This is a genomic window from Ruegeria sp. BG5 (assembly GCF_056538425.1).
The window spans coordinates 26457-48600 of the sequence record NZ_JBQFTC010000001.1; the positions used below are offsets into that span (position 1 = coordinate 26457).

Sequence of the window (22144 nt, forward strand, 5' to 3'; positions counted from 1 at the left end):
CCGCCTGCATCAAGGGAGAACGCTGTGTCTTTACGATCTATCGTCAACAATGCAGGTATCGGATTGGCCCTGCTTGTGATCGTGGTTTTCTTTTCGATTGCCAGCGAACATTTTCTGTCCGCCAATAACATCACCAACATCCTGACGCAGATTACGATCAATCTGATCCTGGCCGTTGGAATGACCTTTGTGATCCTGATCGGAGGCATCGATCTGTCCGTCGGGTCCGTCATGGCCTTCGCCGCCATTGTGGCAGGCAAAGCCATCACACTGCCCGGAATTGGCGAAACAGAGCTGATCATTCTGGCCGTGTTGGCCGGTGTTCTGGCGGGAACCTTGTGTGGGGTTTTGAATGGGGCCATCAGCGCCTACTGGGCTCTGCCCTCTTTCATCATCACTTTGGGCATGCTGAACATTGCCCGGGGCGCGGCGCTTCAGATCTCGGATGCGCAAACGATCTACTCCTTTCCGTTTGCCTTCGAAGAGTTTGGTTCAAAGCTGATCTATGGCGTGCCGGTGGTCTTTCTGGTTGCGCTTGGGTTGGTCGCAGTTGCCTGGTTCGTGCTGAACCGCACCGTTTTCGGGCGTCTAATCTATGGGATCGGCAACAATGAAGAGGCCGTGCGCCTGGCCGGTCATCCCGTGTTCTGGTATAAGGTCGCAGCCTTTTCGACTTGTGGCATGACCGCCGGGATAGCAGCGATCATATATATGGCACGTCTGAACATTTCCTCTCCGATTGCAGGAATTGGGTTCGAACTGAACGCAATCGCGGCCGTCATCATTGGTGGCACCAGCCTGAGCGGTGGTCGTGGATCAGTCATCGGAACGCTTTTGGGGGCCATCATCATCGGCGTGTTGGCCAATGGTCTGATCCTGATCGGCCTGAGTGACTTTATGCGGCAGATGATTACCGGTGTTGTCATCGTCGTAGCGGTCATTCTTGATCACTATCGCGCAAAGTATTCGGCGTCGTGAAACGCGGCGTCCTCCTGAACCGGCACCTGAGCGCCCTCGTTGCCGAGCTTGGCCACCTCGATGAAGTTGTGGTGGCGGATGCAGGGCTGCCACACCCTAGGGGCGTCCCCGTTATCGACCTCGCTGTGACTGCCGGCGTGCCCGATCTGCAGCAGGTCCTGACAGCACTGGGAAGTGAGTTGATTGTGGAACACGCGATACTTACGACCGAAGCCAGCACGATAGTCACCGGCAAGATCACTGACCTGCTGACCGTCTGGCCCGCCAATCATGGGGCGGCGGTAGGACAGTCCGTCCTGCCACATGCAGAGTTCAAGGTGCGAACATCACAGGCAAAGGCAATCATTCGCACAGGTGATACGACACCTTTCGCAAATGTCATTCTGGTGTGCGGGGTGGCGTTTTGACCCGTATTTCTGTTGTAGGAAGCATCAATGTAGATCTGACATCGTATCTCGACCGCTGGCCCGGAGTCGGTGAGACGGTCGCGGCGGGCAGCACCCATATCACACTTGGCGGCAAGGGTGCCAATCAGGCAGTGGCCGCTGCAAGGCTGGGCAGTCAGGTGACGATGATCGGCGCCGTCGGCAAAGACAGTTTTGGCCACGACGCCGTTGCCGACATTCGGGCAGCGGGCGTCGAATTGCGGGTTGCTGAGCTGCCGGATCGGTCCTCGGGCATGGCATTTATCGATGTCGGACCCGATGGAGGGAATATCATTCGTCTTTCACAAGGGGCGAATGCTGTCATGGACGCGAAGATGGTTGAACGCCACGCGGATGCCCTGCGGCAAAGCACTGTTGTGCTGCTTCAAAACGAGGTTCCGATCTCTGCATCTCTGGCCGCCACGCGCATTGCGCATGAAGCCGGAGGATTGGTCATCATGGATCCCGCGCCCGCGCCCGTTCCGTTCTGGAGTGAATCGATCCTGAAGGCCTTCGACATCATCACACCCAACACGCATGAAACGCACCTTATTCTCGGAACGTTGCCAACAACACTGGATGAGGCACGCATCGCCGCACGCGCGCTGTGTCGTTCGGTGCGGCGGGGCGCGATAGTTACAATGGGCAGGCTGGGTGTCGCCTGGTGCATTGATGGCAAGGCCGGTCAGATGACCGCGCCGAATGTCCCCGCAATCGACACTGTTGCAGCGGGTGATTGCTTTAACGGTGCCCTTGCACACGGATTGGCCGCCAAAGAGACCATCGATCAGGCCATAGTAACCGCAATGGACGCAGCGGCGTTTGCGACCACGCAGCGCGGGGCGTCAACATCCGCGCCCTTCAAACACCAACTGGAAAATTTCAGGAAAAGGTCATATTCCCACTGTTTGGCAAATGGTTGAGAATACCAACTGTGGCCGTAAACCATGCGGCCAGGCTAAATCGGGTTCGGATATGGCAACAGTAAAGGATGTGGCCAGGCTTGCGGGGGTCTCGGTCGGGACGGTGTCAAAAGTTCTGTCGCATGACAGCACGGTAAAACCGGCGCGACGGGAAAAGGTTCTCAAGGCGGTCGAGGATCTTGGCTACAAGCCAAATCAGGCCGCACGCGCATTGCGCACGAAGAAGGTGAATGTGATTGGACTTGTTGTTCCGGATATCACCAACCCGTTCTTTGCAAAGCTGGCGATGAGGATCGAAAAAGAGGCGTCAGCGCGCGGCTACACCGTGATGCTGACAACAACCATGGACGATCCGGAAACAGAAGCACGTCAGATCTCGGCATTGCTTGAACAGTCGCTGCACGGGCTTGTCATTGTCGCAACAAACGATTCCAGCAACGCCACACTGGGCAACTCTGACATCCCGATCGTGTCTCTGGACCGTCGCTTTGGCACCGCGGGACTAGTGAGTATCGATCATTCCGCATCAGCCGCAAAAGCGGCCGAGTATCTGCTTGATCTTGGCCACAGACGGATAGCCTACTTGGCCGGTCCGCAAGACACCGAAGTTGGCAGGCTTAGAAAGCAGGGTTTTGTCGAAGCTGTCGAACGGTTCGCATCGAGTGCTGACGATGTGGCGCTTAGTGTATTGGAAGGCACGTTTGACTATGACAGCGGCGAGGCACTTGCGCGGCAGGTTCTCACCCAATCTGAAACGCCCAGACCAAGTGCGATAGCAACCGGAAATGATCAGATGGCAATTGGTGCGCTGCGGACAGCAAACGATCTTGGATTACGAGTGCCCGATGACCTGTCAGTGGTCGGGTTTGACGACATTGACCTTGCACTGCATGTGATCCCCCGCCTGACGACCGTTTCACAACCTGCATTGGAACTATGCCACGCCGCGGTAACCCGCCTGCTGGATGGAAAGAACGTTTCCGATGAAGATCTTATGATTGAAGGTTCTGTCGTCGTTCGAGGATCTTCAACTGCCCCTAGGTAAAATCCACAGAAAGTTTAAAACGCCTCGTGCGAAGCGACCTCAATGGAAATTCGCACGAATGGAGCTGGCCTACCCACCATTTCGCAGTTGGAGAGCGGTTGCTTTAACTTCATTGATGCGCCCACTCCGATTGACCCCAATTCACCAGATGTAGGCCGTGTACGAACACCGTCTAAACAGCGCCCAGGCAGAGCTTCTTCAACCAGATTGAAAACGGATTCCCGTGATCGGCACGGAACATCAGCGTGGCCGTCGCTTGAGGCATCGCAAACGGAGTTGGTTGGGCCGACATCCCCAAAAGCCGTGCTGTTTTCTCGAACGGCGCGCGCAATGTCGTTATGAGCGCATCTGTCTCCGAAGCAAGGTTAAGCGCAGCAGAAAAGTTTGATGCGTAGCAAACGACATGGCGATCGATGCCGTGTTTTCGAAGAATCTTTTCGACCGGCCCTTCTTGCACACCACCTAATCCAACAAGGACATGTCGAGATGCGCTCCAAACCTTTGTTGTCGGATTCCGGCTGTATTCATGCGTTTCGGGCGTGAACGTGCACCACTCGAGTGGCGCAATTCTGTGCAGAACCAGGTTCGTGTCCGATTTTTGGCGGCCAAAGCCCAAACCAATGTCTGCCTTGGAGCTTAAAACGGCCTGCCGCGCCATGTTCCCTTCAAGGAACTCAACGGAAGCGAGCGGAGCCGCGTTCGCGATGTCGCCGATGAAATCCGTGAACAGCGACGTGCAAAGATCCGGCGTCGCAACACGAATGCGGCGTGTGGTCGTAGCAGGGTCAAACTCGAAATCGGTTGTGAACATCAGTTTTGCGGCTTCGGCCGCGGCTGTTACACGGGGATGCAACTCTTCGGCGAATGGAGTGAGCCGCATCGCCCATCCGTCACGAACAAGAATCGGATCGCGAAAATGGTCGCGCAATCTCGCAAGGCTGTGCGACATTGCAGACTGTGTGCGACCTACGGCGTAAGCTGCGTCCGAAACGGATCGTCGGTCCAGAAGCGCATCCAATGCGGTGATCAGGTTCAAGTCGAGGGCTGCGAGGCTTCCATTAATCTTGCTCATGCAAGCATTGTATTCATCGATTTGATTCATGTCATCTGCTCTGTCAGCGTTGCAGTATCATGAGCCGAGAGGGGATAAGACTGTGAAACTGGCCTCGAAAACACTTTGCCTCCTTGCTGCCAGTGTACTGGCCACACCTGCCCTGGCACAGGATAGAGCGTTTGATCTTAACGGGACTTGGGAAAGCATTGCTTGCGAACTGCGCCCACAGGTCGGGCAGGATGGCGTCGCACCTTGGTACCTTAAGCGTTCGATCACGTTTGCACCCGGCCGCATCGATGCGCATTTCACCACTTATTCCGATGCCAACTGTTCCGCACCGCTTCTGGAGTTGAAGTTTGGCGGTGACGTCAACATCCTAGGGGCATCCGAAGTGGCGCAGGGCGCACTTAATGTTGATCTGATCGTCAACGACTATCTGACCATCACGCCGCAGTTGGAAGGCTTCGCGGGGTTTCTGAACTCAGCCGAGACGGGCGCTTGTGGACCTGAAGAGTGGTCCGTCGGCAATGAGCAGGACGTGTTTGAAACCGGATGCTCAGTCATGGGGATAGCGGCGAATGCGCCTACCACAGAATATGAGGTGCTCTATGTCTCAGCCGGCCATCTCTACTTTGGCGCGCGGCCTGTTGACGGCATGCCGCTGGCCCAACCCGACGACCGTCCGACAGCTTTGCAGATGCCACTCAGGCGATTGAAGGGAGGAAAGACCCAGAAAGTAGGTGCGGATGATCTGCGTGTGCCGAAACATGTTGAGATCGTGTTGTTTGAACAAGCCGACGGCGCAGACCCCACGGATGTTCGATCGTTTTTTGAGACCATCACGCAAAAAATGAACCAGAACGACACGCTCCTCTACCGTACCGTGGGCCAAGGTGAAAACGGTATTTGGCTTTGCGTAAACTATTGGACCAATCGCCCTGATATGGAGACCCTGAACGCGCAAGCACAAAGCTGGGCGGACGAGTTCGCGGCCATGGGCGAACTGGTCAAACCAAACAGCTTTCGACTGACCAGCTACGACACGGGGCTCTAGCGATGCAGTGTTCATCTCGCTTCAGCCTGACCGTTCGCTTTCACCAAACGAACGGTCGTTCCGTCTCGCCGTCCTGACCTCTTCCGCAACCTAAATCGATCAAGCGGAGCGAATGCCCTTGTTGCGGATTGCGCGGGCAACGTTAGCGAGCAAGATCGAACGGCCGCTTTGGGCCGTCCACAAACTTCTCGATATCGCTGTAGAGTTTCAAGACTGTCTCCGCCAAATCGACCTGAAGAGGTCGAAGCACGCTATCCGCATGCCGCCCTACATAGCCTCCAGCGTGTGTGCGAGACCGTTGCGGATGTGATCTTCCAACAGCTTCTTGGCGGTGCCAGCGTCTCGGGCCAATGCCGCATCGAACATGCCCTTGTGCTCTTTGACGGCCTCTTCGCCGCGATAGGTCAGCACAAGCATCTGATACCGCAAATACTTGTCGTAGATGATCGAGTGCAGAGAAAGTAGGTTCCTGGAGTTGCAGGCCGCGATCATCGCCTGGTGAAACTCCCAGTCATATCGTTTCCAGGTTTCTTTCTCGGACTCGTCGCCCTTGAGTAGCTGCTGTTCCATCAGGTGCAGTTTGTGATGAGCGGCAACAAGGTTGCCTTCCCAATCCGTATCACCGTTCGCAATGGACAACTCCAAAGCGTGGCATTCCAACAGGACCCGAAGCTCTGAAATCTCGGTCAGGTCTTCGCGAGAGACCGGCGTGACCAGGAAACCCCGTTGTTCGGGGGCTTCGACAAATCCGTCGCTGGCAAGCCTGTTCAGGGTTTCCCGAAGAGTCGACAGGCTTGCCGAATAGCGTTCCTTCAAGGCGTCCAGCTTCAGTTTGGAGCCGGGCTGCAGCTCTCCGAAGATGATATCCCGCTTGATGCGCTGATAGGTGCTTGCACCTATCGTAGACGGCTGCTTCGCCATGCGTTTCACCCGATATTCTTGGTTTCTTCGCTCAATTAGCATTTTTCAGGGGTATCAGCAATCCAAACTGATGTATGGTAAAAATAAAAATATCATACATTATTGCGGAATCGCAAAAACCCCAATACGGTCGCGGTCAAGTTGGGCAACGCTGCTCGGTTGAACATTCAGGTTTCGGAGATGTCCGAACCCTCCGGAAGGAAACACAGTGTCTCAGAACTTTCGCATTGCCATTATTGGCATTGGCCTTGTTGGACGCCGCCACGCGGACGCGATCCGGGCGTTGCGTCATGTCGATCTTGTGGCGGTCGTCGATCCCAGCGACGAGGGCCGTGCCTATGCCGCCGAGCATGGTGTCGCGTGTTACAAGACCTTTGAGGATATGTTTGCCCACCAATCACCGGACGGCGCTGTGCTTGCGACCCCGACGACGTTGCATGTTGAGCAGGGGCTGACATGCGTCCGACACGGGTGCCCTGTTCTGGTCGAAAAACCGATTGCTGTCGAAGCCAATGCAGCGCTTGAGCTGGTACAAGAGGCCGCGAAGGCAGATGTGCCGCTCATGGTCGGGCATCATCGACGGTACAACCCTTTGATCAAGTCCGCCAAGGAAGCGATTGCAGACGGGAAGATCGGCGATGTTCGCGCGGTTCATGCGAATTGCTGGTTTTACAAGCCAGACGCGTATTTTGAGTCCGCGCCCTGGCGCAAGAAACCCGGGGCGGGGCCCATCTCGGTCAATCTGGTCCATGACGTCGATCTTCTGCGCTATCTGGCCGGAGAGGTCGTGACCGTACAGGCGCAGTCCATCGCGTCGCAACGCGGGTATGACAACGAAGATGTGGCCGGGGCGTTGCTGACATTCGAGGGTGGCGCGATCGGGACAATAACCGTGTCCGACAGCATCGTTGCCCCGTGGAGTTGGGAGATGACGTCCCAGGAATATCCGATTTACCCATCAACCACGGAAAGCAGTTATATGATCGGAGGCTCTCATGGATCCTTGTCCGTCCCTGACCTTCGGCTTTGGAATTATCCGGGCGGGCAACGGGATTGGTGGACTCCGATCTCGTCAACGGCTCTGAAAAAGGGGGCTTCGGACCCTTTGGTCAATCAGCTCAGGCATTTTGTTGACGTGGCGCGCCACAAGGCAGAGCCGATTGTCTCTGGGTGGGAGGGGCTGAGAACGCTTCAAGTCATTGAAGCAATACAAAATTCCTGCCGGACGGGGGAAACCGTTAGGATAGAAAGCTATCAGCAGTCACCGAAGGCTCAGGTCACGGTAGTTTAAAATATCAGATATTTTGTAAAAAATCTTGCAAAATGTCCAAAATAGGTCAAAACTCGGAATCGTCAAAAAAACATCATGATGTCTCAGGGAGGAGCAAAGTGATTACCAAACTTACCCGCCGGGCTGCTGTATCAGCCCTGGTCGCAACCGGTGTTCTGTTCAGCGCAACAAGTGGTGCGCTGGCAGAAGACAAAGTGCAACTTCGAATGGCAACGTCGGGATCGGAGACCGACCAGCGCTCGGTCGCCATGGTCGAGGTTTTTGCGCCCATGGTCGCCGATTTCGCAAGTTACGAGCCCAGCTATAACGGCACCATCTTCGCGCAAGGCACCGAGCTGGACGCCATCAGCCGTGGCAATCTGGAGATGTCGATCACCTCGGCGCAGGAACTGGCACAGTTCTTCCCCGAGTTTTCGATCTTTACCGCCGGCTATGTCCATCAGGACGCGGCGCATCAGGTGGCCGTCTTCAACGATCCCCTTATGGATGCCTTCAAGCAAAAGGCTGAAGACGAGTTGGGCGTCAAACTACTGTCGGTCATGTATCTGGGTCGTCGTCAGGTGAACCTGCGCCAGCCCAAGGATGAGTTGACGGTCACAACCCCGGCCGATCTGGAAGGCGTGAACTTGCGGATGCCGGGTACTGATGCGTGGCAGTTCCTTGGCAAGGCGCTGGGTGCTGCGCCAACTCCGATGGCGTTCTCCGAGGTCTATACTGCGCTGTCCACCGGCGCTGTTGACGGCCAGGACAACCCGCTGCCGACCGTGGTGGATGCCAAGTTCTACGAAGTGACCAATCAGATAATCCTGACGTCCCACTTGGTCGACCTGAACTACATCGCCATCGGCAAAGAGGTCTGGGACGGGTTGACGCCGGAACAACAGGCCAAGGTTCAGGAAGCTGCGGATGCAGCGGCTGAATCGGGTCGCCAGAAGCAGCTTCAGAAGGAAGAGGATCTGGTCAGCTTCCTGAAAGAGCAGGGCATGGAAGTCTATGAGCCCGATCTGGCCGCGTTCCGCGATCAGGTTCAGTCCATGTATCTTGAAAGCGAGTTTGCGGGGTCGTGGCCGGACGGCGTTCTGGAACAGATCAACGCGCTGGGCAACTAAGACCAATCACGGAAGGGAGAACCACCATGAAAGGCTTCATAAAGGGGTTCTCCCGACTGACCGAAGCGATTGCCGGCGGGATGCTGGCGGCAATCTTCCTGATCTTCCTTCTGCAAATTCTGTTGCGGTACTTCTTTACCCCCGCCGGATGGACGCTTGAACTGATCGGCATCCTCTGGGTCTGGGTGATCTTTTTCAGCTGCGCCTTCATCGTACGTGAACGGGATCATGTGAAGTTCGACATCATCTACCTGTCGGTGCCCCGACGTGTCCGTCAGGTCTTTGCGATGCTCGCAGCCGCCGCCATCGTCATTGGGATGCTCTACAGCTTTCTGCCGACCTGGGACTACATCGACTGGATGAAAATCCGCAAGACCGCGACGGTTCGCAACCCGTTCTCGGGCGAGAAGGTACCGCTGCGCACGGTGTTTTCGATCTATGCCGTGTTCATGCTGGTCGTAGCCGCACGCTATGCATGGCTGTTCTTCGACATCATGCGCAACGGCCCACCAAAAACTGAACTTGAAATGGTCGTGGGATTTAACGTGGTCGACGATCATCCCCGCGTTGACGTGGAAGACGACGAGGACGCAAGCAAATGAGCTTTGAACTTCTTTCCTGCCTGCTGACCCTTTTTGTTCTGGCAGGCATCGGGACACCTATCGGCTATTCCATCCTGTTGGCGTCACTGATGTATCTGGGTGTCGCTGGTCTGGACGTCGCGCTTGCGGGTGAGAAGATCCTGCAAGGCTTCTACAAAAGCACGATCCTGCTTGCCGTGCCGTTGTTCATCGTCGCCGCCAATATCATGAATGCGGGGTCGATCACGGACCGTCTGCTGAACTTCTGCGTCGCTGCGGTCGGGCGGTTCAAGGGCGGTCTTGGGCATGTCAACGTGGTGGCGTCATTGATCTTTTCGGGCATGTCCGGCTCGGCAGTTGCGGATGCGGCAGGGATCGGCAAGATCATCATTGAGATGATGACCAAGGATGGCCGCTACAGCAGAGGTTATGCCGCTGCTATTACCGCGGCGTCGGCGACGATCGGCCCGATCATTCCGCCCTCGATTCCAATGGTCCTTTACGCGCTGGTGTCGAAAGCCTCTATTGGCTCGCTGTTTTTGGCCGGTATTCTGCCGGGCCTGATTATGGGCGTCGTCCTCATGGCGATGAACTACTATCTTGCCGGCAAGCGGAACTTTGCCTTGGAAGAACCTGTTCCACTGCGTGAGTTGCCCGCAAAAACCGCCAATGCGTTCCCGGCACTGCTGATGCCCGCGATCCTGCTCTATGGCATATATGGCGGCGTCACCACGCCGACCGAGGCCGCCGCCGTGGCTGCATTCTACGCCCTGCTGCTGGCCGCGTTGTTCTACCGCGCACTGACCTTCCGTGGTCTTTATCAGGTGTTCGTCGACAGCGCGCGGTCTTCCGCAGCCGTTGGGGTGGTCATTGGTGGTGCGTTCATCCTGAACTTCATCGTCATTCAGGAACAGATTCCACAGTCGATCTCGGCCCTGCTGGAGGGTTCGGATGTCAGCCCGATTGTGTTCCTGATCCTGGTTAACCTGCTGATCCTTGCGCTGGGATGCGTGCTGGACGCAACAACGATCATTCTGGTGATCGTGCCCCTGTTCATCCCAACCTGCGAGGCGCTTGGGATCGATCTGGTGCATTTCGGAGTGCTGGTCGTCGTGAACTCGATGATCGGTCTGATCACGCCGCCCTATGGCATTCTGCTCTTTGTGATCAACGCCGTGACGGACATTCCGCTGCGTGAAATCATCTCGGAAATCTGGGCCTTTCTGGCTGTACTCATCTTCGCCCTAGTGATCATGATGTTGATGCCCGATCTGGTCCTGTGGTTGCCGCGTCTGTTCGGGTATCAGGGGTAATGTGCCTGTCGGTTCCGACAACCTCCATACCCGGCGATCTGGCAGAGAAGCTGCACGCCATCGCCGGGGCTGGATTTGACGGCGTCGAGTTGCACGAACCTGACCTGACCGCGTTTGACGGGCCGCCTTCGCACATCCGCGATATTGCGTCGGACCTCGGCCTGAAGATTTGCCTGCTGCAGCCGTTCCATAACCTCGAAGGTCAGACCGGCTCGGGGCGGGAACGCGCCTTTGACCGGCTAAAGCGTAAATTCGATCTGATGGATGCGTTGGGCACAGATCTTTTGCTTGTGGGGTCCGCGTTCGAAGTTGGCACTGATGCCACCGAAGAACAGGTGATCGCGGACCTTGGCGAGGCGACCGAGATCGCCAAGCATATGGGCCTGCGTCTGGCCTATATGGGCTTGCCATGGTCCGATCTTGTTCACTCGGATGAGCAGGCGTTAAGCATTGTCGAGGCGATTGACAGCCCTCATTTCGGGTTGGCCCTGAACTCATTTTTCTCGCTTGCCGACGGGTCCAAACCAGCCCGCCTTCGGGACATCCCCGGAGAGCGGCTGTTCCATGTACAACTGTCCGACGCCCCCCGGCTTGAGATGGATATTCGCAGGCTCAAACGGCATTTCGGGCTTCTGCCGGGGCTTGGGGCGCTGAACCTTGCGGGCTTTGTGCGGGTGTTGTCCCGCGCCGGGTACAAGGGGCCTTGGTCCATTGCCCGCGTCAACGAGGCGGCCCCCCAACCCGGTGGCCGAACACTGGCCCGCGACAGTTACAGGTCGCTGGTGAACCTTCTGGATGAGGTATCCCGAACCGAGCCGGGAACCGATTTCGGCATCCCTGACCTGCCCGAACGCGTTTATGCGTCAGGCTTTGAGTTCGTCGAATTCACGGCCGACGAGGTAAGCGGCGCGCAGCTGGCAGATATGCTGTCAGCCATGTGTTTTCGAATGGAGCGAAAACACGTCACCAAGTCCGTCGAGCTGTGGCGGCAGGGTGCGATCAACATCGTTGTGAATACCGAAAATGAAGGTTTCGCCCATTCAGCCTTGCTGGGCCACGGCCCCTCGGTCTGTGACATGGGATTGCGCGTCAAGGATGCCGATCAGACGGTGCAGCGCGCCACCGCGCTGGGGGCACCGGATTTCTCGCAACCGGTGGGGACCGGAGAGCTGGATATCCCGGCCATTCGGGGCGTCGGCGGCAATGTCGTCCATTTCATCGATGAGAAATCCGATCTGCATCGGGTCTGGGATATCGAGTTCGAGCCGGTTGCGAAAACCAAAGCGACCCAGCCCGCCGGTCTGCGCCGTATCGACCATTTGGCCCAGACCATGCGCCATGATGAGATGCAAAGCTGGCTGCTCTACTACATTTCGACCTTTGAGATGGCAAAGTCGCCCATCGTGAACGTTGCCGACCCGTCCGGCGTTGTGCAAAGCCAGGCCATCGAAAGCCCTGAGGGCGAAGTGCGTCTAAACCTGAACGGGGCCGTTGGGCGCCGGACTCTGGCGGCGTCATTCCTTGAAGACGGTTTCGGAGCGGGCGTTCAGCACATCGCCTTTCAGTCGGACGACATATTTGAAACCTCGGCGCAATTGCGCAAGTCCGGCTTTCCCAGCCTGACGATTCCGGAAAACTACTACGCCGATCTGCAAGCGACTTTCGGGTTGGATGACGATCTGATCGCCCAGATGCGTCAGGGCAACATCCTTTACGACCGGGCAGTGGGTGCCGAATATTTTCAGATCTACAGCCGCCCCATCTTTAACGGCTTCTTCTTTGAAATTGTTGAACGCCGCGCGGGCTATGCCGGGTATGGCGCGCGCAACGCGCCCATTCGCCTTGCTGCACAGAGCAAAAGCCAAGCGGTGAAAGAGGTGCAGACGCAATGACCACACAGATGACAAATGATGAGCGCGCGGTCCGCGATTGGTGGCGAACCTCGATCATCGACATGAAACCCGGCCAGATCGCTTTTCGTGGCTATCCTATCGAGGACCTGATCGGGAACGTCTCGTTCCCGCAGATGATCTGGCTGATGGTGCGGGGCGATCTGCCCAGCGACGCGCAGGCGCGTTTGTTCGAGGCTGCATTGGTCGCAGGCGTGGATCACGGCCCACAGGCCCCGTCGATCGCGGCGGCGCGTATGGCTGCGACCTGCGGGGTTGGTCTCAACAACGCGATGGCGACTGCGGTGAACATGCTGGGCGATGTACATGGCGGGGCAGGGGAGCAATGCGCCGAGCTGTATTATGATATCGCCGCCCGCATGGATGCGGGGGCTGCGTTGAATGACGCGGTTCGGGACGGTCTGGACAGCTGGCGCGAGACCTACGGCAAGATCGTATCGGGCTTTGGCCACAGATTTCACAAACCCGTCGATCCACGCGCCCCCCGGCTGATGCAGCTTGTTCGTGACGCGGCGGCAGAAGGCACAGTATCCGGCCGCTTTGCCGATATCGGAGAAGAGGTTCAGGCCGAGCTTGGTCGCCAACGCGGCGGTCGGCCCATCGCCATGAATATCGACGGTGCAACGGCGGTGATCTTTTGCGAACTTGGCTTTCCCGCGCCCCTGTCGCGAGGGCTGTTCTGCCTGTCCCGCTCGGTTGGAATACTCGCCCACGCCTGGGAACAGATGGGGCAGGGCGGGCGCAACAAAGGGCCCATGCCCCCGAATTACTTACCCTTCTACGAAGACAGGAATGATGACAATTGAGACATCGAAATCCTTCCGGGTCGGCCTTATCGGCTGTGGTCGTATCAGCGATATCTATCTAAAAACACTATCAAAATTTTCGAACGTCCAGGTCGTGGCCTGCGCCAGCCTCGATCCTTTGGAAAGCCGCGCCAAGGCGGATCAATACGGCATCTCCAGGGCCTGCACGCCAGATGACGTGTTCGAAGATCCAACGATTGACTGCGTTCTGAACCTGACAATACCAGCCGCCCATGCCGAAATCAGCCTGCGCGCGCTGGAGGCGGGCAAGCACGTCTATTCCGAGAAGCCACTGGTCATGAACCGAACGGATGGAAGGGCGATCCTGCACATGGCCTCGGAAAAGGGGCTGCTGGTCGGCTGCGCGCCCGACACGTTTCTGGGCGGTCGTTGGCAGACCGTTCGTCGGTTGATCGATGAAGGCGCGATTGGGAATCCAACAGGGGTTTTCGCCCATGTCGGTACCCACGGGACAGAACGCCACCATCCCAACCCGGATTTCTACTACAAGGCGGGTGGCGGGCCCTTGCTGGACCTTGGGCCATACTACCTGACTGCCATGATCTGTTGCCTTGGTCCCGTTGACCGCGTCGCAGGAATGGCGCGACGCACGTTCGACAAAAGGATGATCGAAAATGGCCCGCGCAACGGCGAATGGATGGATGTCGAGGTCGACACACACTCCCTGAGCCTGCTGCAGTTCTCATCCGGCGCAATCGGGTCGATGACCATGAGCTTCGACATCTGGGACAGCGAAGCGCCCCGGTTCGAGATTTATGGTGAAGACGGGACCATCAGCATCCCCGACCCTGACCCGGTTCATGGTGCCAATATCTTTCAAGGGGATGTCTGGCTGAAAACGCGGGAGACCTCGCGCTGGTCTCATCAGCCTCGTCCAACCGGTCGCGAAGACTGGCAGGTGGTCGAAAACAAACACGGGTTTAACGAAGACAGCCGTGGCCTCGGCCTGTTGGATCTTGCCCTGGCGGCACAAGAAGGACGCCAACCCCGTGCAAGTGGTGCGCTGGCCTACCACGTGTTCGAGGTCATGGACGCGATTGAACGGGCACCGAAATTCGGTGCCTACCAGACAATAGAAAGCCGATGCGAAGCGCCTGCACCTCTGCCGTTCGATTTCCTGAACGATGAGAGGAAGGAGCTGGTCCATGCCGATTGAGACACTCGACTTTGCACAGCCATTCTTTCGCGTCCAGCACATCACTGATGAAAACAGAGTATCTGTCGAGGGTCGTGCCATTGTTCTGAACCTCGGGGGAAGGGACCTCGCGGTCGAGGATCAGACCGTTGCGCCGCTTTCGTCGGTGATCGTGCAGAACAGCACCGTCCAAAACGTGGAACGTGCGGTCATTGTTCATGGTTTCGACGCCCACGCCGATGACAATGCGCTGTTCGCATGGGTGAAGGGTACATGGCCTTCAGCCTTTGATGTTCGCCAGGAAGAGCGTCTGCGCGGTGTCAGCCACTACATGTCGCCAAAGGTCTTCGTGGGTAACGTTGGACTGACCATGTACCACTCGGGCTCAGTTCCACTGAATGTCGGATTGCATAAGGATCATCCGTTCTGCCCGGTTCCGGGGTTTCGCGAAGTGCATACGCAAATCGTAGGCTTTGGCAAAATGCAGCAATGCCGCGAACGGGACGTTGAAACCCTTTATCTCGAAGAATTCATGGCCCCCGGCACGACGCACAAGCCGATGTATGACGCCGAAGGCAACTATCCCTGGCATCAGTACGAGACGATCACCCCCAGCATCTTCATGGCGGTTGAAATCCTGCCCGAAGGCGCACGGGCCCCGGACATGGAGGTTCAGAATGGCTGAGCGACTGCTACCCGAAACCCTGAATTTTGACGGTCCTTTCCCCCGCTTGTCTCGCCGTTTGCGGCTGGGCGTTGTTGGCGGTGGGCGTATCTCGGTCACGCAGGCAACGGCGGCCCGGATGACTGACCGGTGGGAGGTCGCCGCAGGTGCGCTCAGTTCTGACGCTGCGCGCAGCAAGGCGCGCGGGGCTGAGTGGTTCCTGCCAGCAGACAGGTGCTATGCGTCGTTCGACGAGATGGCGCAGGCCGAGGCGGCACGGCCTGATGGTGTGGACGCGGTGATGATCACCACCCCGAACCACGTTCATTTCGACGCGGCCAAAGCCTTTCTGGAGGTGGGTATTGACGTGCTGTGCGACAAGCCCCTGACCAATGAAGTCGCCGAGGCAGAGGGGCTTGAGGAGATCACCGCGCGCACGGGGCAGGTTTTTGCCGTCGGCTATGCGATGTCATGTTTTCCGGTCATCCGGCAGGCCAAACAAATCGTGGCCGAAGGCGGCATCGGCAAGATCAACCAGATCCATGTTGAGTTCATGCAAGACTGGATGACACCCGAAGATGTGGCCGATGCGCCTCATGTCAAATGGCGGCTGGACCCCAAGATTTCAGGTCCGACCAGCTGTGTCGGCGATATCGGCACCCACGCCGCGCATCTTGCCAGTTTTGTCTCGGGCCTGCCCATGACCGATCTGCGGGCCGAGTTCCATGTCTGCGGCGCGCCCAAGCCTTTGGAAGACACGGTATTCATGTTCACCCGCTATCAAAACGAGGTTCCGGGAACCTTGATGGCAACGCGCCTTGCCCCCGGAAACCGGGGCGGGTTGCGGTTGCGGGTCTTCGGCAGCGAAGGGGGCTTGGAGTGGGACCTTGAGAACTCGGAACGGCTGAAGTTCAATCGGTTTGGTGAGCCGGACCGTATCCTCAGTCGAGGTCACGGGCACGGCATCGGCCCCGGTGCGGAACGTCTGGTCCGGACCGCGCGTGGCTTCCCCGAAGGGATTATCGAAGCCTGGGCCAACCTTTATACGGAATTTGCCATGGCAGTGGCCGCGCGCCGGGATGGCGTCGCGATCCCGGCCGATTGGCTGACCTATCCCAGTGTCAATCAAGGCGCAGACGGTGTCCGATTCATTGATGCCTCTGTGCGCTCTCACCTGTCCGGAGGTGACTGGGTCACCATCTAAAGCCCTGCCAGCACAAAGATTAAACACGCCCGGGCCGTTGCCCGGGCGTTTCCATCTCCTGCTCAGCATTAAAAGTTGATATTTTTAAAAATATCAGATATTTTTTACTACGTGTGATGAATTTTAGATTCGCAGACACGTGGAGCTGTCGTTCATGGTGAAACCCGAAGAGGCTGGCGCAGGCCCCTCTCTCTATTCCTTGGCGCATCTGACGCTGATCGGCTGTACGCCGCCCGAGCTGGTCTATATCGCCGCGCGGGCCGGATACGATGCCGTCAGCCCCCGCTTCATTCCGATGCATGTGCCAGGTGAATTCACTCAATCCCCGATCGACAAGGCGCAGGTGCAGGCCACCAAAACGGCGCTTGCGACCACTGGCCTGAAGGTTCTGGATGTCGAGATTGCGCGCATCACCGAAGATGTTGACCCGCGCAGTTTTGAATCTTCTTTGGAGATCGGCGGGGAACTGGGCGCCAAGCGCATGATCATGAGCGCGTGGACCAACACCCGCGATGATCGAGACTTTCTGATCGACGTCTATTCTGAAACCTGCGAACTGGCCGCACCCTATGGGCTGACCGTAGACCTTGAGTTTCCAAGCTTTTCCCGCCTGCGTACCTTGGACGAGGCACTTGATATTGTCCGCGCTTCCGATCAACCCAACGGCGGCATTCTGGTCGATACGCTCTATCTGCACCTCAGCCGTGTGGATCTGGGAGAGCTGTTGCACGTCCCCTCAGACCTGTTTCACTTCCTGCATATCTCCGACTGCCTGCCCGGTATCGCCGATACGCGCGAGGGCATGATCCAGCTGGCCCGCGATGCGCGGCTTTATCCCGGAGAGGGATGGATCGATTTCACCGGCATCATCGAACGGATGCCACTCGTCGACTATTCCATCGAACTGCCCAACCAAAGCCGCGTTGCCGAGTTGGGATATGAAGAACACGCGCGTCGCTGTCTCAGCCACGCCAAGCGAACATTCGGCGAGGCGCGGTCACAGCGCCGTATGCCCGATGCAGAAATTCTAAAACACCAAGAGGATCACCATGGGCAAAGAGCTCACTGAAAACGACCGCAACATGGCGGGTGACATGCTGGCCCGCGCCCGCGCTGCCATGGCCGAGATCGAGGATTGGGATCAGGACAGGCTGGACCGCCTGTCTCAGGCCATTGCGTGGTATGCGGGGAACGAGAAAACCTTCACGCGTCTGGCCCAGCAAGGCGTGGACGAAAGCGGTATCGGAGATCGCGAAGGGCGTCCTGCGAAGCGGTTCAAAATCCATATGGTACTGCGTGATGTCCTGCGCACGCCGTCGACCGGGATTGTAGAGGTGGACGAGGAAAAGGGCCTGGTGAAGTACGCCAAACCCGCCGGTGTGATCGCATCCCTGATCCCGATGACCAACCCGGCAATGACTCCACCGGTGACCGGCGTGTCCGCCGCGAACGCCCGGAATGCGGTCATCTTCAGCCCGCACCCGCGAACCGCCCATACCACCTTTGAAATGGTCGAGGTCATGCGCGCGGCCTGTCGAGCAGCAGGCGCGCCCGAAGACCTGTTTCAATCCATTCGCAAACCGTCGATTCCGCTGACGCAGCACCTGATGGAAATCTGCGACCTGACGCTGGCAACCGGCGGTAAGCCCATGGTCAAAGCGGCCTACAGTTCCGGACGTCCGGCCTATGGCGTCGGCGCCGGCAATTCATCCATCGTAATCGATGAGACAGCCGATCTGGACATCGCCGCGCAGAATACGCGTATTTCAAAGACGTCCGACTTCGGGTCGGGCTGTTCGGCCGACGGCAACATCATCATCCAGCGCTCGGTTTACGACGATATGGTCAAGGCGCTTCAAGCCGAGGGCGGGTACCTGTGTTCGGATGAAGAGAAGGCCATGCTAGAAGCGGCCATGTGGGACGAAAAGGGCAACCGCACGTTCCCGACTATCGCCTGTCCGCCTCAGCAAACGGCCAAGGTCGCCGGGTTCTCGATCCCCGAAGATCGCAAGTTTCTGATGGTCGAAAATCAGGGGCAAATCGGGCCGCAGCACAAGTTCTCTAAGGAGAAACTGACAACTCTGATGGCGCTTTACCATTTCGACACGTTCGATGATGCGCTGGATACAGTCCGCCAGATCTACAACACCGGGGGCAAGGGCCATTCCTGCGGCATCTACAGCCACAATGACGATCACATCGACCGGCTCGCGCGTCTGGCTCCGGTCAGCCGCATGATGGTGCGGCAGCCTCAGTCCAAGGCCAACGCCGGTGCATGGACCAACGGTATGCCCATGACCAGCAGCCTTGGTTGCGGCATCTGGGGCGGCAACATCACCAATGAAAACGTCACCATGAAACATATGATGAATTACACCTGGGTCAGCCGTCCGATCCCCGAGGATCGCCCCTCGGAGCCGGACCTGTTCGGTGAGTTCTACGGGCAGGAGGTCGCATGATGGACGGAGCGAAACTGGACGGCAAAACCGTCGCCGAACATATCGTTGATTTCCTCGAACGCCGTGACGTCAAGCATGTGTTCGGGCTTTGTGGCCACACGAACATCGCGGTTTTGGCCGCGTTGGCCGAAAGCCCGATTGATTTCGTCACGGTGCGCCATGAACAAATCGCCAGCCACGCGGCGGATGCATATGCCCGCGTGACGGGCAAGGCCTCGGTGGTTTTGTCACACCTCTCCCCAGGTTTGACAAACTGTGCCACCGGGGTCGCCAATGCCGCGCTGGACTGTATCCCGATGGTTGTGATCGCAGGCGACATTCCGACGCATTACTACGGCAAGCATCCGCATCAAGAGGTGAACCTGCACGCAGACGCCGCCCAGTGGGAGATCTATCGCCCCTTTGTCAAACGTGCCTGGCGGGTGGATCGCGCGGACCTGATGGCCGAAATCTTGGAAAAGGCGTTCCATCTGGCCGAAAGTGGCCAGCCCGGGCCGGTGCTGGTCAATGTGCCGATGGACATCTTCTCCGAGGTGATCCCCTCGGACAGTTTCGACCGTATCCGCGACAACACGCGCGCGCTCAAGAAACCGTCGATTGACGATGAAACAGCGCGAGAGACTGTCGAAGCACTGGCGAAGGCCGAAAACCCGGTCGCTTATGTCGGCGGCGGTATCCTGTTGGCACAGGCTAGCGAGGAGTTGCGCGAGTTTGTTGAACATATGGGCCTGCCCGTCGCGCATTCCCTGATGGGCAAGGGCGCATTGCGGGACGACCATCCGCTGGTGCTGGGTATGACCGGGTTTTGGGGCACCGAGTTGGTGAACCAGTCCTGCCTGAATGCGGATTACATCTTTGCCGTAGGAACAAGGTTCAAAGAGGCTGATTGTTCCAGCTGGTATCCCGGCTATACGTTCAACATTCCCGGCTCAAAGGTCATTCATATCGACATCGAACCGCAGGAGATCGGCCGGAATTATCCCACCGAGATCGGCGTGGTCGCAGATGCCAAAGCCGCGCTGCGCGTTCTGACCCGCGTTGCCCGCGAGATGTATCCCGACGGCTTCAACCGTCCCGTGCTGGAACAGAAGATCGCTGACTTCCGAACGGAGTTCAAAGCGCGCAACGTGGAAATGGCGACCTCAGCAGCCTTCCCGATGATGCCCGAGCGTATTCTGGCAGACACCCGCAAGGCTCTGCCCGAGGATGCCATCATCACCACGGATGTTGGATGGAATAAAAACGGGGTAGGGCAGCAATTCGATATTTTGAGCCCCGGTTCGATCCTGACCCCGGGCGGGTTCGCGACGATGGGATTTGGCCCCCCGGGCGCAATCGGCGCGAAGCTGGCAGCACCCGATCGCGTGGTGATCAGCCTGGTTGGCGATGGTGGTTTCGGCCAAAACCCCTCGATGCTGGCGACGGCGGTCGAACTTGATCTGGGCATCATCTGGCTGGTGATGAACAACAACGCCTTCGGCACCATCGCAGGTCTGCAAAAGGCGCATTACGGTCTGACCTATGGAACAACCTTCCCCGGATCAGCTGCCGCACCCGCCAACGGACCGGGCTATGCCGAGATCGCGCGGGCCTATGGTGCGGAAGGGCATAGGCTAAGCGCCGCTGATGAGTTGCAGCCCGCATTGGAAGCAGCAATCGCCGGCGGCAAGCCAACCGTGCTCGATGTGCCAATGATCAACAACCCGACGCCAACGACCGGGCACTGGAACATCTTGGACATATACTCGCCTGACAAGGATGTGTCGCACGTCGCGACGTGAGGTAACTGGGCGCGTTCAGACGCGCCCAGTTTCTTATGCCAAGCTCATCCGTGTTTGGCTAAATTTCAATCGCTTTTGCGATTGCAAGTGCATCTTCAAGTTTGACGCCAAAGTAGCGAAGGCATAGCGAACGTCGGCTTCCTGCGATCTGGCCCGTCTACGGATCATCCAACCGGCTTATAAACAACCGCGTCGATCTCGACTTTCGCATCGACCATGATTTGCGAGCGGACAGTGGATCGGGCGGGGCCGCCATTGGGGAAATAGCTCGCGTAGACCTTGTTGAAGGTCCAGAAGTCACGCGGGTCGTCCAGCCAGACGCCGACCTTGGCGATGTCCTCCAGGGTGCAATCGGCAAGCGCCAGAGCGGCGATCAGGTTTTCCATGGTTTTTCGGGTTTGCGCCTCGATGCCGCCGGGTTCGATTTCGCCGTTTTCCTTCATCGCGACCTGGCCCGAGATGAACACGAAATCTCCGGCGCGTACTGCGGGCGCAAAGGGCAGCGGCTGGCCGCCTGCTCCGGTTCTGTCATCGCCAAGGTGTTGGATTTTCTTGTCAGCCATTAGAGTGAGTTCCTTCTGTTAGGTCTTTTCGGAATGGGATAGGGTCCACGGCGCCAAAGCCCGTGGTCGACAGTGCGGCCCCGCAGTTGGCAAGTTCGGCGGATGTCAGTGCGTTTTTGGTGCGCAGATAGGTGGACAGGAAAATGCCGTTAAAACAGTCACCGGCACCGGTGGCGTCCACGGCATCGACCTTTAATCCGGGCAAACTGTGGATGCCGTCGCCTTGTGACAGTGCGACGCCGTCCGACCCCAGTGTAAGGGCCACGATTTCAGCCCCCAGATCATGGTAGAAATCGATAATCTCAGAGGGGCTGTGAAGACCCGTCAATTGCCGTGCGTCGTCCAGTCCGGGTAACGCGATCCGGCAGTTTCGCATTGCGTCATGCGTGACCGCGCGCGCCTGTTCCAGCGGCCACAGGGCTGTGCGCAGATTGGGATCGATGGCAACCGGGACGCCAGCGGCGCGCGCGGTGCGGATGGCGTGCTGCGTTGCCGCGCGCAGCTCGTTGCTCACCCCGAGACTGATGCCGGAGGTATAGAACATCCCGGCATTTGCGATGGCTTCCTCGGGCACGTCGCGCGGGGTCATCCGGCTCGCGGCAGAACCCTTTCGGCGATAGACGAACCAGTGTCCGCCTTCGTCGTGGAAGACAAAGTACATACCGGTCTCACCATCAGGGACCTGCGCCACATGGGTATGATCCACCCCTTCGCGTGACCATAAATCCTTTAGTTGCTCGCCAAAGTGATCAGCCCCAACGCTTGAGATCAGTGCGCTTTTAGTACCCTGCCGGGCCGCCGCCACCGCCACGTTCGAGACATCGCCACCAAAGCCGCTTTGGAACGTGCCGTCCGGTTGGGCGTTCAGTTCAAACAGGGGCTCGCCCAGACAGATCAGGTCACTCAT

Annotated in this window: 21 protein-coding genes; 17 read left to right on the forward strand and 4 right to left on the reverse strand. The window is 57.9% G+C overall.

The features are described from left to right. The first annotated feature begins 24 nt into the window (after positions 1–24). From ACR0KX_RS00135 to ACR0KX_RS00150, 4 genes are read left to right on the forward strand one after another with little or no spacing between them, the layout of a single operon-like run. Positions 25–978 carry an ABC transporter permease gene (locus ACR0KX_RS00135; protein ID WP_480707666.1) on the forward strand — a complete coding sequence of 318 codons (954 nt, stop codon included), beginning with the start codon at positions 25–27 and terminating at the stop codon, positions 976–978. Next, complete coding sequence (gene rbsD, locus ACR0KX_RS00140) at positions 975–1385, forward strand: D-ribose pyranase (protein ID WP_170622697.1); 411 nt, start codon at positions 975–977, stop codon at positions 1383–1385. Before ACR0KX_RS00135 ends, rbsD begins: the two co-directional genes overlap by 4 nt. Next, on the forward strand, positions 1382–2326 hold the full coding sequence (locus ACR0KX_RS00145) for a ribokinase (protein WP_170622698.1): 945 nt from the start codon (positions 1382–1384) through the stop codon (positions 2324–2326). Before rbsD ends, ACR0KX_RS00145 begins: the two co-directional genes overlap by 4 nt. Beyond that, complete coding sequence (locus ACR0KX_RS00150) at positions 2319–3371, forward strand: LacI family DNA-binding transcriptional regulator (RefSeq protein ID WP_480707668.1); 1053 nt, start codon at positions 2319–2321, stop codon at positions 3369–3371. Before ACR0KX_RS00145 ends, ACR0KX_RS00150 begins: the two co-directional genes overlap by 8 nt. A 172-nt stretch (positions 3372–3543) precedes the next feature. Here the strand turns inward: ACR0KX_RS00150 and ACR0KX_RS00155 are convergent, their stop codons facing one another. Continuing rightward, on the reverse strand, positions 3544–4473 hold the full coding sequence (locus tag ACR0KX_RS00155; RefSeq protein ID WP_170622699.1) for a LysR family transcriptional regulator: 930 nt from the start codon (positions 4471–4473) through the stop codon (positions 3544–3546). Positions 4474–4525: 52 nt separating this feature from the next. Here ACR0KX_RS00155 and ACR0KX_RS00160 point away from each other — a divergent pair, with 52 nt between their 5' ends. Next, complete coding sequence (locus ACR0KX_RS00160) at positions 4526–5479, forward strand: hypothetical protein (RefSeq protein ID WP_170456548.1); 954 nt, start codon at positions 4526–4528, stop codon at positions 5477–5479. A gap of 267 nt (positions 5480–5746) precedes the next feature. Here ACR0KX_RS00160 and ACR0KX_RS00165 read toward each other — a convergent pair whose 3' ends face one another. Next, the gene (locus tag ACR0KX_RS00165; RefSeq protein ID WP_170622700.1) at positions 5747–6400 is read right to left on the reverse strand and encodes a GntR family transcriptional regulator; all 654 of its coding nucleotides are present in this window, start codon (positions 6398–6400) and stop codon (positions 5747–5749) included. A gap of 208 nt (positions 6401–6608) precedes the next feature. On the opposite strand from ACR0KX_RS00165, the gene ACR0KX_RS00170 reads away from it, so the two are divergent. The 12 genes from ACR0KX_RS00170 to ACR0KX_RS00225 all read left to right on the forward strand — a co-directional run bounded on the left by ACR0KX_RS00170 (position 6609) and on the right by ACR0KX_RS00225 (position 20674). Next, the gene (locus ACR0KX_RS00170) at positions 6609–7691 is read left to right on the forward strand and encodes a Gfo/Idh/MocA family protein (RefSeq protein WP_170622701.1); all 1083 of its coding nucleotides are present in this window, start codon (positions 6609–6611) and stop codon (positions 7689–7691) included. A gap of 98 nt (positions 7692–7789) precedes the next feature. Then, a complete protein-coding gene (gene dctP / locus ACR0KX_RS00175; protein ID WP_170622702.1) occupies positions 7790–8800 on the forward strand; it encodes a TRAP transporter substrate-binding protein DctP in 1011 nt (336 codons plus the stop codon). Between the two features lie 26 nt (positions 8801–8826). Then, a complete protein-coding gene (locus ACR0KX_RS00180; protein ID WP_170521464.1) occupies positions 8827–9402 on the forward strand; it encodes a TRAP transporter small permease subunit in 576 nt (191 codons plus the stop codon). Continuing rightward, positions 9399–10694, forward strand: coding sequence for a TRAP transporter large permease (locus ACR0KX_RS00185; RefSeq protein ID WP_170622703.1), 1296 nt, complete (start codon positions 9399–9401; stop codon positions 10692–10694). Before ACR0KX_RS00180 ends, ACR0KX_RS00185 begins: the two co-directional genes overlap by 4 nt. Further along, a complete protein-coding gene (locus tag ACR0KX_RS00190; RefSeq protein WP_170622704.1) occupies positions 10694–12586 on the forward strand; it encodes a TIM barrel protein in 1893 nt (630 codons plus the stop codon). The genes ACR0KX_RS00185 and ACR0KX_RS00190 overlap by 1 nt, the downstream gene beginning before the upstream one ends. A gap of 8 nt (positions 12587–12594) precedes the next feature. Then, entirely contained in the window at positions 12595–13410 is an 816-nt protein-coding gene (locus ACR0KX_RS00195) for a citryl-CoA lyase (RefSeq protein ID WP_170623144.1), read from the forward strand. Then, positions 13400–14587, forward strand: coding sequence for a Gfo/Idh/MocA family protein (locus tag ACR0KX_RS00200; protein WP_480707671.1), 1188 nt, complete (start codon positions 13400–13402; stop codon positions 14585–14587). The genes ACR0KX_RS00195 and ACR0KX_RS00200 overlap by 11 nt, the downstream gene beginning before the upstream one ends. Beyond that, entirely contained in the window at positions 14577–15251 is a 675-nt protein-coding gene (locus ACR0KX_RS00205; protein ID WP_170622706.1) for a hypothetical protein, read from the forward strand. Before ACR0KX_RS00200 ends, ACR0KX_RS00205 begins: the two co-directional genes overlap by 11 nt. Then, positions 15244–16434, forward strand: coding sequence for a Gfo/Idh/MocA family protein (locus ACR0KX_RS00210; RefSeq protein ID WP_480707673.1), 1191 nt, complete (start codon positions 15244–15246; stop codon positions 16432–16434). Before ACR0KX_RS00205 ends, ACR0KX_RS00210 begins: the two co-directional genes overlap by 8 nt. Positions 16435–16573: 139 nt before the next feature. Continuing rightward, a complete protein-coding gene (locus ACR0KX_RS00215) occupies positions 16574–17503 on the forward strand; it encodes a sugar phosphate isomerase/epimerase family protein (protein ID WP_480707675.1) in 930 nt (309 codons plus the stop codon). After that, positions 17484–18893, forward strand: a complete 1410-nt coding sequence (locus tag ACR0KX_RS00220; protein ID WP_480707677.1) for an aldehyde dehydrogenase family protein — start codon at positions 17484–17486, stop codon at positions 18891–18893. The genes ACR0KX_RS00215 and ACR0KX_RS00220 overlap by 20 nt, the downstream gene beginning before the upstream one ends. Continuing rightward, positions 18893–20674 (forward strand): thiamine pyrophosphate-binding protein, encoded by a 1782-nt coding sequence (locus ACR0KX_RS00225; RefSeq protein WP_480707679.1) that lies wholly within the window; start codon positions 18893–18895, stop codon positions 20672–20674. The genes ACR0KX_RS00220 and ACR0KX_RS00225 overlap by 1 nt, the downstream gene beginning before the upstream one ends. A 164-nt stretch (positions 20675–20838) precedes the next feature. On the opposite strand, the gene ACR0KX_RS00230 is transcribed toward ACR0KX_RS00225, so the two are convergent. Together ACR0KX_RS00230 and ACR0KX_RS00235 are read right to left on the reverse strand one after the other, a co-directional pair. Next, entirely contained in the window at positions 20839–21237 is a 399-nt protein-coding gene (locus ACR0KX_RS00230) for a RidA family protein (protein ID WP_170622712.1), read from the reverse strand. Then, on the reverse strand, positions 21230–22144 hold the full coding sequence (locus tag ACR0KX_RS00235) for a sugar kinase (RefSeq protein WP_170622714.1): 915 nt from the start codon (positions 22142–22144) through the stop codon (positions 21230–21232). Before ACR0KX_RS00235 ends, ACR0KX_RS00230 begins: the two co-directional genes overlap by 8 nt.